Below are 12625 nucleotides of genomic sequence, written 5' to 3' on the forward strand. Positions count from 1 at the left end.
CTCAGAGCATCTCGAGGTTGCTCTTCAGCTCGAAGGGCGTGACCTGGGCGCGGTACTCCTGCCACTCGCGGCGCTTGTTGAGCAGGACGTAGTTGAACACCTGCTCGCCGAGCGTCTCGGCGACGAGCTCCGACTCCTCCATGTGCTCGAGCGCGTGATCCAGGCTCGCCGGCAGCGCCTCGTAGCCCAGCGCGCGCCGCTCGGCGTCGGTGAGCGACCAGACGTTGTCCTCCGCCTCGGGCGGCAGCTCGTACCCCTCTTCGATCCCCTTCAGGCCCGCGGCCAGCAGGAGCGCGAAGGACAGGTAGGGGTTCGCCGCCGAGTCCAGCGCACGGTATTCGACGCGCGTGGACTGGCCCTTCTTCGGCTTGTACATCGGCACGCGCACGAGCGCGGAACGGTTGTTGTGGCCCCAGCAGATGAAGCTCGGCGCCTCGCCGCCGCCCCACAGCCGCTTGTAGGAGTTGACGAACTGGTTCGTCACCGCCGCGATCTCGTTGGCGTGGGTGAGCAGGCCGGCGATGAACTGACGTCCGATCTTCGACAACTGGTACTGGGCGCCCTCTTCGTAGAAGGCGTTCACGTCGCCCTCGAACAGCGACATGTGCGTGTGCATGCCGCTGCCGGGGTGCCCACCGAGCGGCTTCGGCATGAACGTCGCGTAGACGCCCTGCTCGATGGCCACCTCCTTGATCACCGTGCGGAACGTCATGATGTTGTCGGCCGTCGCGAGGGCGTCGGCGTAGCGCAGGTCGATCTCGTTCTGCCCGGGCCCGCCCTCGTGGTGGCTGTACTCGACCGAGATGCCGAGGTCTTCCAGCATCCGCACGCTCCGGCGGCGGAAGTCGTGCGCCGTGCCGCCGGGGACGTTGTCGAAGTAGCCCGCCGAATCGACCGGCTCGGGGCCGTTGGCGCCGTACGCCGACGACTTCAGCAGGTAGAACTCGATCTCGGGATGCGTGTAGAAGGTGAACCCGGCATCCGCCGCCCGGGCGAGGGTGCGCTTGAGCACGTGGCGCGGGTCGGCGACCGCGGGTTCGCCGTCGGGGGTCGTGATGTCGCAGAACATCCGCGCCGTCGGGTCGACCTCGCCGCGCCAGGGCAGGGTCTGGAACGTCGTCGGGTCGGGATGGGCGAGCAGGTCCGACTCGTACGAGCGCGTCAGCCCCTCGATCGCGGAGCCGTCGAAGCCGAGCCCCTCCGTGAACGCGCCCTCGACCTCGGCCGGCGCGATCGCGACCGACTTCAGCGTGCCGATGACATCGGTGAACCACAGACGGACGAACTTGACGCCGCGTTCTTCGATCGTGCGCAGCACGAAGTCCCGTTGCTTGTCCATCAGGCGTCCGAGTTCTTCTCGGCGGCGTGACCCCAGCTGCCTTCGTCTTCATCGGCCCAGGCGCGGGCGCGCTCGGCGACGACCTCCTGGGCGCGCGCGGCATCTTCCGGGGTGTCGAACGGACCGAGCCGATCCGGCGCCGGCGACAGGAATCCGCGTTCGACGGCTCCGGTGTCGATGTTGTACCAGTACTTGTCTTCGCCGGAGCTCATGACGGTCCTTCCGTGTGGGGTTCTGGCTCGATCCTAACGATCCGGGACCAAGACCTGGATAGGCTGTGCCCATGACGACGAAGGTGACCCGTGCGGTCGGAGTGGACATCGGCGGAACCGGCATCAAGGGTGCCCTCGTGGATCTCGAAGCAGGAGGGCTGCTGAGTGAACGGGTGAAGGTGCCGACGCCGCACGGCGCCGAGCCCGACGATGTGCTGGCGGCCGTACGGGTCGTGCTGGCAACCCTCGGGGTGACGGATGCCGACATCCCCCTGGGTGTTGCCTTTCCGGCGATCGTCAAGCACGGCAAGACGTTGTCGGCCGCGAACGTGGCCGACACCTGGATCGGGTTCGACGCCGAGCACTTCTTCGAGCAGGGCCTGGGGCGCGAGATCCACTTCGCCAACGACGCCGACGTCGCGGGTGTCGCCGAGGCGCGATTCGGCGCGGCGCGCAACGTCGAGGGACTCGTGCTGCTGACGACGCTCGGCACCGGCATCGGCAGCGCGATGCTGCACAACGGTCAGCTCATCCCCAATTCCGAGCTCGGCCACCTCCCGCGGCCGAACCGCTCCACCGACTTCGAGGCCTGGGCCGCGTACTCGGTCGTCGAGCGCGAGGAACTCAGCTGGAAGAAGTGGGCGCACCGCCTGCAGGAGTACTACAGCTACCTCGAGTTCCTGCTCAGCCCCGACCTGTTCATCGTCGGCGGAGGGATCTCCAAGAGCGCCGACCAGTATCTTCCGCTGCTCGAGCTGCGCACGCCCATCGTGCCGGCCGTGCACCGCAACAACGCGGGGATCATCGGGGCTGCCGCGCTCGCTGTCGCGTGAGAGCGAGCTGCGTTGCGCGGGGAAACCCCGCGCCCCGAAAACGCCGGCCGCCGCGTGACAGCGAGCTGCGTGGCGCGGGCCGTCTCCTGACGGCCGGGGGCGAATGGGCCGGCCTGTACGCCGGGTTCTGTTCCGGGCCGCGTGCGCGGACCCTTCGACGGTCATCTCTCTCGGCGACACGTTGCCGTGCCGCTCCAGCGGTCTACCCGGGGACTCGGCGGGCCGCGTCGTCATCCCCTGTCTGACCTTGCTCCGGGCGAGGTTTGCCGTGCGGGTCGTGTCGCCACGACCCCGGTGGTCTCTTACACCACCCTTTCACCCTTACCCCCGAGGGGGCGGTCTGCTCTCTGTGGCACTGTCTCGCGGATCGCTCCGGGTGGGTGTTACCCACCGCCCTGCCCTGTGGAGCCCGGACGTTCCTCGGTGCGGGCATGCCCGCCACGCGACCGTCCGGCCGACCCATTCGCGTGTCGAGTCTACGCGTCCGATCCGCGCCACGCGGGTCAGTGGCATTGCCGCTCGGCTCCCGGTGGGGTAACGTACGCTGTGGGGACGGGCATATGGGGTGCCCGCAAAAATGGGCACGGGGGTGCCCGATTTCGGACTCTTGGGGAGGTCTGATGCGTGCAACAACTCTGATGCGTGCAAGAACACTGGGCGCGACGATCGCGCTCGCTGCCGCGTTGGCCGCAACGGCGGGAACGGCATACGCCGCCGACGACGGATACACGCCGGTCGAACCGCAGGATCCGTCGCTGGCGGGCTCCAGTGTGACGGCGCAGTGCGTGGACGACACCCGCACGATCGGGTACACGATCGTGCTGGACGACCCCGACAACGTCGTCACGACGCGGGATGCGGAACTGGTCATCACCGGCGGCGTCGACCAGACGATTGCGCTGGGAACCGTCGAGGGCACGTCGCTGTCAGGCTCCGTGCCCTGGCCGGCGGGCGTTGCCGACGGTGACGGCATCACCGCCGCGATCCACGTCGGCTCGTCGCTGGTGATCTCCGTGCCGCTGTCGTACCCGGAGTGCGGTGGGGGCGTGAGCCCCGAGAGCACCACGACGAGCGGCGGGACCGCTGCCGCGGTGTCGTCATCGTCGTCATCGTCGTCGTCGTCATCGTCGTCGTCATCGTCCGGGCTGCCGGCGACCGGCGGTGACACGGCGGTCGTCATCGGCGCCGGTGTCGTCGCGGCGGCCGCGCTGGCGGCCGGCGTGGTGCTGGTCGCCCGGCGCCGTCGGGTCTAGTCACACCGTCGGCTGCGAGGGTGGGCATGCGCGTCAGCCGTGCGGTGGCGGCGACGCTCGTGCTCGGCGTCGTGCTGCTCGGCGGGTTGTGCTGGGCGGCATCCCGCGTGTGGGAGGCCGCCGACGCACTGCAGGACGTGTCCTCCGATGGCCGCGTCGCGGTGGATGCCGCGCAGTCCGGTGACGTCGCGGCGCTGCAGTCGAGCCTGCAGACGATGGCCGCCGCCGCCGATCGGGCGGCGGATGCCGCGGCCGACCCGACGTGGCCGGTCGCCGAGGCGATGCCGGTGCTCGGTGACGACATCCGGGCGATCCGCATCGTCGCCGACACCGCGCACGCGCTGTCGGCCGCGCTGTCCGGCCCGGCGGCGGCACTGGGGACGGACGCCGGCACGGCGGCATCCGGGGTGTCCGCGGCCGCAGCCGACCTCGGCGCTCTCGCCCCCGCGCTGACCGACGCCGTCGCCGCCGTCGCGCAGGCGCGTACCGAGCTGGCCACCCTCGACACCGCGTCGTTGCTGTCGCCGGTCGCCAAGGGCGTCGAACAGCTGCGCGACGTGCTGGAGCAGGTCTCCCCCGCTCTGGATGCCGCCCGTGCCGTCGCGGCCTTCGTGCCCACGATCATGCAGACCGACGGAGCCCAGGTTCTCGTCGTCCTGCAGAACGGCGCGGAGGTGCGCACCGGTGGCGGCATCACCGGATCGTTCCTGCTGTTCCAGGTGCAGGGCGGCGAACTGACGCTCGTGGCGCAGGCCGACTCGAGCGCGTTCTCCGCCCGTGCGACGCCGATCGTGCCGGTGCGCGACTCGCAGACGGCGCTGTACGGCGACGTCTCGGGACGGTTCGTGCAGAACATCTCCATGACGGCCGACTTCGCAGAGACCGCACAGCTCGCCTCGGCGTGGTGGCAGAGCATCGGCTACTCCGCCCCCGACGCGGTCGTCTCGCTCGACGTGCCGACGATCGCGGCGCTGCTGAACGTCGTCGGCGCGATCGACCTCCCCGATGGCACGCAGCTGACGGCCGACAACGCCGTGCAGCGGCTGCTCGTGGACCCGTACCTGACGCTCGACAGCGATGCCCAGACCGCCATGATGCAGAGCGCGGCGGCGACGGTGTTCACCGCGGTGACGACGGCGCAGCTCGAACCGCTGCGGCTGCTCGGGGCGCTGAGCGGACCGGTCTCGGAGGGGCGCGTCTCGATCTGGAGCAGCGATTCCTCCGTCGAGGAGCTGCTGAGCGCATCCCTGCTCGGCGGGACGTCGGCACGGGTGGCCGCGGCCGGGCCCGACGCGTTCGCGATCGCCTTCAACGACGCGACCGGCGGCAAGATGGACTCGTTCCTGCACGTCGACGTCGCGGTCCAGACCTCCACGTGCCGCGCGGACGGTCGCAGCGACGTGGTGGTGAAGCTGACGATGACCAGCACGGCGCCCGCGTCGGCCGCCGCCGTCTTCCCGCCGTCGATGACCGGGAACGGCATCTACGGCACCGCCATCGGCGACATCGGCACGAGCGTTTCGGTGTCGGCGCCGCCGGGCAGCTTCTTCCGCGGTGTCATGAAGGACACGGCGACGGCGCTGTCGGTCGACGTCGAGGACGACGGCCGCCCGACGAGCCTCGTGCGCGTCAACCTGTCGCCCGGAGAGATCAACGTCGTCACGTTCCGCTTCATCACGGCGACCGCGGACCCCATCGACCCCGCCGTCGTGCTCACTCCCCTGCTGAACATGCCGCAGGTGACGATCGAGCAGGCGGCCTGCTGAGCGCAGCGCTCAGTTCTTGGCCGCGTCCGCGGTGACGCGCAGATCGAGCGGGAAGTCGATCGGGAACCCGCCGAACAGCAGCCGCGCGGCGCGGTCCGCCGCGGCGCGCACCGCCGCGGCCACGCGGTCGGCGTGCATCGCCGGAGTGTGCACGATGATCTCGTCGTGCAGGAAGAAGGCGAGGTGGGCGCGCGATCCGAAGACGGGGCCGGATGCCGGGGCGCCGGCATCCCGCGCGACCGGCTCCAGCCCCGCCAGCTCGCCGCGGAGGTCGGCGAGCCACGCCAGCGCCCACTCCGCGGCCGTGCCCTGAACGACGAAGTTGCGGGTGAAGCGGCCGCGGTCGCGGGCCGAGCTGCGCGCCCGGGCGCGATCGACGTCGGTGGCATCGGGCTCTGCGGCCGCGGCCTGGACGTCGCGCCAGCGGGGCGACGGGCCGGGGCTCGACCGGCCGAGCCAGGTCGTCACGACACCCCCCTGCTCCCCCGCCGTCGCGGCGTCGTCGACCAGGCGCATCGCCCGAGGGTAGGCGCGTCGCAGGGCCGGCACGAGCCGGCCGCTGTCGCCCGTGGTCGCCCCGTACATCGCGCCCAGCATCGCGATCTTCGCCTCCTGCCGGGTGTAGACGATGCCGCCGGCGACGATGCCCTCGTAGAGGTCGCGCCCGCGCGCCGCCGCCGCGAGTGCCGTGTCCCCCGACATCGCCGCGAGTACCCGCGGCTCGAGCTGCGCGACGTCGGCGACGACGAGCACCCAGCCCGGGTCTGCGCGCACGGCGGGCCGCAGCTGGCGCGGCAGCTGCAGCGCCCCGCCGCCGGACGACGCCCAGCGGCCCGTGACGACGCCGCCGGGGACGTAGACAGGCCGGAACCGCCCGTCAGGGGCCCATTCGTCGAGCCAGGCCCAGCCGTTGGCGCTGAGCAGGCGCGTGAGCTTCTTGTAGGCCAGCAGCGGGGCGATGACGGGGTGGTCGTACTCGGCGAGCTCCCAGCGGTTCGTCGAGCGTGCCAGCACGCCGACGCGGTGCAGGCTGCGCAGGAGCCTCGGCTGGGAGTCGAGGCTCGCCGACGGGTCTTCCAGGGCGGCGCGGACCTCGGTCGCGAGTCGCTGCACGCGCTCCGGCACCGCCCCCGCGGCCGGCCGCGGGCCGAGAGCGTCCTCCAGCAGGCGCTCGTGAACGGTGCGGTCCCACGGCACGCCGGCCTCGTGCAGCTCCGCCGCGAGCAGGGCTCCGGCCGACTCCGCGGCCAGCAGGAGGCGCAGGCGGCCGGCATCCGTCGACGAGTCGATCGCCCGCTGCTGCCGGACGAACTCGGCGAGCACCTCGTCGGGTTCGTGCGGCACGCCGGTGGCGGTGCGGCCGGCGGCCTCGGTGTCGGTCGGCGGGTCGAGCTCGAACAGCGTGGGAGCGGATGCCGGGACCTGCTCGGCGGGTGCCGCATCCCACCGGCGCGCGCGGCGCAGGTCGTCGGCGTCCGTCGCGAGCGCGGTGCCCTGCAGGATCGTGTGGCACAGCCGCAGGTCGTGGCAGCGGGCGACGACGACGCCCGCGCGCAGCAGATCGGGGTACCACTGCGTCGTGTCGTTCCAGATCCACCGGGTCGCCGGATCGGCGTTCGCGACCAGGGCGCGCCAGGTGTCGGCATCCATCCGCTCGCGTGCGGCGACGGTCGTGCCGGGCGCCAGCGTCAGCACCGTGATCGCATCGCCCTCGCGGGCCGCCAGCCGTAGGCGCGGCGCGGCGCTGCGCGCGCCGCGCGCGTTCACAGCCCGGATTCGTCGGTGCGCACGAGGATGCCGCCGCACTCCGGGCAGGTCACGACATCGTCGTCGGCCGCCTGCGCGACGGCGTTCAGATCGGTTCCCGAGAGCACCATGTTGCAGCCCTCGCAGGTGCGCCGCCGCAGCAGGCCCGCGCCGACGCCGCGCGCGGCGAGGCGCTCGTACATCGCCAGGAGGTCTTCCGGCACGCGGCCCGCCACGGCGGCACGGTCCCGCGTCGCGGTCTCCCAGCGCGCGGTGGCCGCGGCCACCGCTTCCTTGCCCTCGGCGCTCGCCCGCGCGCCCTCGTCGTTGGTGACGGCGATCAGAGCCTGCTGGGCGGCCACGGCGGCATCCGCCGTCTCGAGCCGCTCCATGATCTCCAGCTCGGCGTCTTCGAGGTCGCTCTTGCGCTTGGCGAGCGAGGCGAGCTCGTGCTCGAGCCCCTGCGCCTCCTTGACGTTGGACGACGTCGCCAGCCGTTCGGTGTCGCGCGCCGTGCGGGCCTCGACGAGCGCGACGTCGGATTCGAGCCGCGCGAGCTCGGCCTGCGCATCGTCACGCGCGCCGAGCAGGGTGGTCAGCTCCGCCGACTGCGCCTGCCGCTGCGCCAGCAACTCCTGCACCCGCGCCGTCTGCTCCGGGTTGCGCCGGGCATGGTCGGCGTGACCGATCGCCGCGTCGAGGCGCGCGAGTTCGAGGAGGAGCAGCTGGTCTGCGGGTCGGGACTTCACGCACCCAACCTACCGCGCGCCGCGAGCCGCAGGTCGGGGCCGGCACGATCAGCTCGCTTCGGCGCGAGATGTCGGCGGGGGCAGGCGCGCGCGTTCGCGGCGCCGGTAGTCGCGGGGTGACATTCCGTAGACGGTGGTGAAGGCGCGCGTGAACGCTGCGGGATGGGCGTAGCCGAGTCGCCGGGACAGCTGCGACGGGGTCTCGCCCCAGCGCAGCAGTTCGCGGGCGATGTCCATCCTGAGCCTGGATCGCCACTGCGGGAACGTGTCGCCGGTCTGGGCGAGGACTGCGCGGCCGAGTTCGCGCGGCGCGATGCGGAAGTGGGCGGCCCAGTCGGCGAGGCAGCGGGCGTCGGCCGGGTTGCGTCGCAGGCTCCGGGCGATCTCTCCCAGGATGCCGGTGAGCGAGCCGGAATCGGCATCGGTGGGAATGAACTGCTCCGCGAACAGCATCCTCGTGAACGCACCGTGTCCGCTTTCGGGCCGCAGGAGCGTGAACTCCGCAGCCATCGTGTGCAGCAGAAACGGCTCCCACTCGTGCGGGATGTCGAACACGATCAGCTCGTCCAGGTCCACCTCGACGCGGCCGTGCGCCGTGCCGATGGTCAGCATCAGCGACTCGGCGGCGAACTCCACGGCGTGCGTCAGCCCCGTGGGAACCCAGATCGCCTGGCCCTGACGCAGCTGCCACGCCCTCGCGCCGATCCGCAGCGTCGCTGTGCCGCGGTAGACCCACATCAGCTCGTGGTGGTCGTTGATCCGCTGCCAGAAGCTCCGCGCCGGGATGCCGGGGGACGCCTCCGGGAGATCGTGTCCCAGGATGAGTGCGTGCTCGATGCCATCGACGCTCTCGTCGAACTCCCTGGTTGCGCTCCGGTGCCCGCGAACGTAGTCGCGGGGAGTGAGGCCCGTGTGCTGCTGGAACGCCTTGGTGAACCCGGCGGGCGTCGCGTAGCCGACGTCGCGGCCCACCTGGGTGATCCGGCCTCCGTCCGCGAGGCGTCCGGTGGCCGAGGCGATGCGGGCGCGGGTGCGCCACGCGGTGAAGGTCAGGCCGGTCTCGTTGCGGAACTGGCGTTGCAGGGTCTTCGCGCTGACGCGCTCGCGCTGCGCGAGAGACTCGATGTCCCACGGCGAGCCGGGCCGCCGCAACAGTGTGCGGGCCACGCGGAGCGCCTCGTCCGAGCGGGGCAGCGGCAGGGCACTGCGCGGCGCGCCCTGCCGTTCGCGGGAGCGCTCGGCGGCGACCAGTTGCAGCAGGAGCTCGGCCCCGCGCAGCGTCTCGCGGGTGTAGGAGTTGTCGTCCCAGCGGTGGATCATCCACTCCGTCCACCCGGACGGGATCTCGACCGTGTGCACCTCGGCAAGAGCCCCGTGAAGCTCGGTCGGCCGGAGGAAGAACGGGAGCACGACGGCGCCCTCTTCGGTGCGGATGCAGTGTGCGATGCCCGGTGGCACCCAGATCGCCGTGCCGGCCGTGAGGCGGTAGCGGGCTCCGCCCGCGTCGATGGCCGCGGCGCCGGTGTGCACCCACAACAGCACGGGCTCGTGCTCCTCGATCCGCGGCCCGACGACCATCGGCGCGATGACGGTCGGTATCTGCATCAGCGCTGCCGTGCTCGCCCTCACCCGTGCTCCTTCAGAGATGGAAAGAATCGGTCCGTACAGGACAAGAATACCGGGTAAGGGCAGCCTAAGCTTGTCTCATATACTAGCGGCGGCTCCACGCGCGACGCTTCCGATACCCGATGACGTTCCCCGAGGGAGCCCGACACGTGCCGCGCCATGCCCGCCCCACGACAGCCTTCCCCGCCGCGCTGCGCGAGGCCGGGGTCACCCGCCTCACCGATGTCACTCCGGGGATGCGGCGGATCACGCTCGCGGGGAAGCAACTGGGCGCGTTCGCAGCGGCGGGCGGCATCCCGATCGCCCCCTTCGAGTCGCACGGCTTCGATGACGACCTCCGCCGCCACCTGGTCGAGGACCGGGCCGTGCCGAAGGACGACGTCGACTCCACGGGGGACGGGTTGTGAGCCCGGATGCTGTCAGGTCTGCGACTCGGCCGTGTGCGGACTTGTCATGTTTCGGGTGCATCGGTGGCTGTGAGCCCGGATGTTGCCAGGTCTGCGATTCGGCCGTGTGCGGACTTGTCAGGTTTCGGGTGCATCGGTGGCTGTGAGCCCGGATGTTGCCAGGTCCGCGTGCCGGCCGTGTGCGGACTTGTCATGTTTCGGGTGCATCGGTGGCTGTGAGCCCGGATGTTGCCAGGTCCGCGTGCCGGCCGTGTGCGGACTTGTCATGTTTCGGGTGCATTGGTGGCTGTGGCCCCGAATGCTGTCAGGTCTGCGTCTCGGCCGCGTGCAGGCTTGTCGGGTTTCGGGTGCATCGGTGGCTGTGAGCCCGGATGTTGCCAGGTCCGCGACTCGACGCGGATGCGGCGCTGGACTCCGCGATGGCCTCAACTCGCGCGCGCACCCGCGCGCCTGAGGCCAAAGTCTCGCGGTGGTTACCATGACGTCATGACAGACGCAGCGAAGGTGCGGTGGCTCGAAGCGCCCGAGGAGCACGACTACCCGGCGGCGGTGGCCTTCCTCGCTCTCCTCGCCGAGGACGTGCTCGTCAACCGCCTGGTCGACGCGTTCCGCAAGGCGCCACCGACGACGCAGAAGGCGAAGGACATCCTTCGCGCCTCCCGTCTCCCGTTACTCGGCCCCGACAACGAGCACGTCGCCGCCGAGCTGCAAAAGGTCGCCCACCGCGCCCCGCTCTCGCCGATTCTGCTCGTGCGCGGCGACCTGCGCAGCGGGACTCCGCTTGTCATCGCCGACGGCTACCACCGCGTCTGCGCGAGCTACTGGATCGACGAGAACACCGGCATCCCGTGCCGGATCGCATCGCTGCCGGAGAGCGCCTCCTCGTGACGTTCGAGACGCTCGCCCTGATCCTCGGCATCGGGCTGCTCGGACCACTCCTCGGGTGGTCGGACCGGTGGCGCATCCCGACGGTGGTCGGTGAGATCGCGGCCGGCGTGATCGTCGGCAGCACCGGACTGCGCTGGGTGGACCCGACGGAGCCGACGTTCGCCTTCCTCGCCAGCCTGGGCTTCGCCCTGGTGATGTTCGTCGCCGGCTCGCACGTGCCCATCCGCGATCGCGACCTGTTCCGAGGGCTCGGCGTCGCGTCGGGCCGGCTCGCCATCGTCGTCGTTGCAGCGACGATTCTCGGATGCGCGGTCGCGTGGGGGTTCGGCACCGGACACGGCTCGCTCTATGCGGTGCTCTTCGCCTCATCATCCGCGGCGGTGATCCTCCCGGTCGTGAGCGCCCTGACGCTGAGTGGCCCGCCGGTGCTGCAGCTTCTGCCCCAGGTCGCGATCGCCGACACACTCACGATCATCGCGCTGCCGCTGGCGCTGAGCCCCGCGGCGGCGGGACAGGCGACGCTCGGCACCCTTGCGGTGATCGCGGCGAGCGGGGCGGTGTTCCTCGTGCTCTGGCAGGCGGAACGTCGCGGGCTGCGCGTCGCGGTGCACCGGAAGTCGGAACGGCGCGGGTTCGCCCTCGAGCTGCGGATCTCCCTGCTTCTGCTGGTGCTGCTGGCCGCACTGGCGATCTGGTCGAAGGTGTCCATCATGCTCGCGGGGTTCTGTCTGGGTATGGTCGTCGCGGCAATCGGCGAACCGCGACGCGTCGCCCGTCAGCTCTTCGGCCTCACCGAGGGGATGTTCGCGCCGATCTTCTTCGTCTGGCTCGGCGCTTCGCTGGATCTTCGTGACCTCGGCGCGCATCCGGGGATGATCCTGCTCGGCACCGTCCTCGGCGCTGGCGCGATGCTCGCCCATCTCGCCGCGCGGCTCGCCGGGCAGTCGATGCCGTACGCCCTCATGGCCGCCGCACAGCTCGGCCTCCCCGTCGCCGCGGTCACCCTCGGCACGCACCTCGACGTTCTTCTCCCCGGCGAGGCGTCCGCACTGCTGCTCGGGGCGCTCATCACCATCGCGGTGACGGCCGCCGCTGGGCGGGTGGCCGCCCGGCCCGCGCACGCACCCGGCGGCTGACGATGTTCACGAGGTCAACCCTGTCGGCTGTTTCGCTGCCCGACGTGCTTGCGCAGGTAGACGAGTTCGACGTGTTTCACTGAGCCGCTCGCGACGCGTGAGGACATAGCCTTCTCGTCGGTACAGGCTGATGTAGCCTTCGCTCGTGCGGCCCGTGAACAGCTCGAAGCTCGCCACGCCGCTCGCCTCTTCGGCGGCTCTGAGCAGGCGTGTGCCGAGCCCACGACCCTGCATGTCGGGGGCGATCGTGAGTCGTTCGACGTGGGAGACGCCATCTTCGACAGTCCATCGCACAGCGCCGACGAGCCTCGTCTTCGACGTCCGCCAGGGGTTGAGTCAGTGCCGGCAGGAACGGGTCATTCTAGATCTGCGCTTCAGTAGCGTATGCCGCCCGTTGCAGAGTCGATACCTCATCACCCGCATCAGCAGGGGTAAGAGGGACCTGGCGAATCTGCTGTTGTTGCTCGTTTGTCGTCATCGTGCACCTTCTGGTGGAGCCGACCGAGCACTACGGGAACAGGTGACAGCCGCTCAAGAGGTTTGCCTCCGCGTGGAGTCAGAGGCCTGACACTGGCGCGGAGCCCGGCGGCGAGCGGGATGATCCGCTGATCCGGACCTCGGCAGACCCAACGAGACGACCTCGAGCACGGCTGACGGACGAGGAACTGGA

At 71.0% G+C, this 12625-nt stretch carries 12 protein-coding genes and 1 other RNA gene; 6 read left to right on the top strand and 7 right to left on the bottom strand.

Going from position 1 to position 12625, the window contains the following annotated elements; genetic code table 11:
- Position 1: 1 nt before the first annotated feature.
- Positions 2-1339, bottom strand: a complete 1338-nt coding sequence (gene glnA, locus QM720_RS12210) for a type I glutamate--ammonia ligase (protein WP_415126897.1) — start codon at positions 1337-1339, stop codon at positions 2-4.
- The gene (locus QM720_RS12215) at positions 1339-1551 is read right to left on the bottom strand and encodes an SPOR domain-containing protein (protein WP_415126899.1); all 213 of its coding nucleotides are present in this window, start codon (positions 1549-1551) and stop codon (positions 1339-1341) included. Before QM720_RS12215 ends, glnA begins: the two co-directional genes overlap by 1 nt.
- A gap of 71 nt (positions 1552-1622) precedes the next feature.
- On the opposite strand from QM720_RS12215, the gene ppgK reads away from it, so the two are divergent.
- Positions 1623-2384: a polyphosphate--glucose phosphotransferase gene (gene ppgK / locus QM720_RS12220; RefSeq protein WP_415126901.1), complete on the top strand. Its 762-nt coding sequence runs from the start codon at positions 1623-1625 to the stop codon at positions 2382-2384.
- 100 nt (positions 2385-2484) lie between these two features.
- Here the strand turns inward: ppgK and rnpB are convergent.
- An RNA gene (rnpB, locus tag QM720_RS12225) (RNase P RNA component class A) lies at positions 2485-2846 on the bottom strand.
- 176 nt (positions 2847-3022) lie between these two features.
- On the opposite strand from rnpB, the gene QM720_RS12230 reads away from it, so the two are divergent.
- Positions 3023-3637: an LPXTG cell wall anchor domain-containing protein gene (locus QM720_RS12230; protein WP_415126903.1), complete on the top strand. Its 615-nt coding sequence runs from the start codon at positions 3023-3025 to the stop codon at positions 3635-3637.
- Between the two features lie 26 nt (positions 3638-3663).
- Positions 3664-5403 carry a DUF4012 domain-containing protein gene (locus tag QM720_RS12235; protein ID WP_415126905.1) on the top strand — a complete coding sequence of 580 codons (1740 nt, stop codon included), beginning with the start codon at positions 3664-3666 and terminating at the stop codon, positions 5401-5403.
- Between the two features lie 9 nt (positions 5404-5412).
- On the opposite strand, the gene QM720_RS12240 is transcribed toward QM720_RS12235, so the two are convergent.
- From QM720_RS12240 to QM720_RS12250, 3 genes are read right to left on the bottom strand one after another with little or no spacing between them, the layout of a single operon-like run.
- Positions 5413-7170, bottom strand: coding sequence for a bifunctional 3'-5' exonuclease/DNA polymerase (locus QM720_RS12240; protein WP_415126907.1), 1758 nt, complete (start codon positions 7168-7170; stop codon positions 5413-5415).
- Entirely contained in the window at positions 7167-7898 is a 732-nt protein-coding gene (locus QM720_RS12245; RefSeq protein ID WP_415126909.1) for a zinc ribbon domain-containing protein, read from the bottom strand. Before QM720_RS12245 ends, QM720_RS12240 begins: the two co-directional genes overlap by 4 nt.
- Before the next feature lie 48 nt (positions 7899-7946).
- The gene (locus QM720_RS12250; protein WP_415126911.1) at positions 7947-9503 is read right to left on the bottom strand and encodes a helix-turn-helix domain-containing protein; all 1557 of its coding nucleotides are present in this window, start codon (positions 9501-9503) and stop codon (positions 7947-7949) included.
- Positions 9504-9646: 143 nt separating this feature from the next.
- Here QM720_RS12250 and QM720_RS12255 point away from each other — a divergent pair, with 143 nt between their 5' ends.
- The 3 genes from QM720_RS12255 to QM720_RS12265 all read left to right on the top strand — a co-directional run bounded on the left by QM720_RS12255 (position 9647) and on the right by QM720_RS12265 (position 11955).
- Entirely contained in the window at positions 9647-9931 is a 285-nt protein-coding gene (locus QM720_RS12255; RefSeq protein WP_415126913.1) for a hypothetical protein, read from the top strand.
- A 486-nt stretch (positions 9932-10417) separates the two neighbouring features.
- On the top strand, positions 10418-10819 hold the full coding sequence (locus QM720_RS12260) for a hypothetical protein (protein WP_415126915.1): 402 nt from the start codon (positions 10418-10420) through the stop codon (positions 10817-10819).
- On the top strand, positions 10780-11955 hold the full coding sequence (locus tag QM720_RS12265) for a cation:proton antiporter (protein ID WP_415126917.1): 1176 nt from the start codon (positions 10780-10782) through the stop codon (positions 11953-11955). Before QM720_RS12260 ends, QM720_RS12265 begins: the two co-directional genes overlap by 40 nt.
- 6 nt (positions 11956-11961) lie before the next feature.
- Here the strand turns inward: QM720_RS12265 and QM720_RS12270 are convergent, their stop codons facing one another.
- Complete coding sequence (locus tag QM720_RS12270; protein WP_415126919.1) at positions 11962-12249, bottom strand: GNAT family N-acetyltransferase; 288 nt, start codon at positions 12247-12249, stop codon at positions 11962-11964.
- Between the last annotated feature and the right edge of the window lie 376 nt (positions 12250-12625).

Source organism: Microbacterium sp., from assembly GCF_047602155.1.
Taxonomy (GTDB): Bacteria; Actinomycetota; Actinomycetes; order Actinomycetales; family Microbacteriaceae; genus Microbacterium.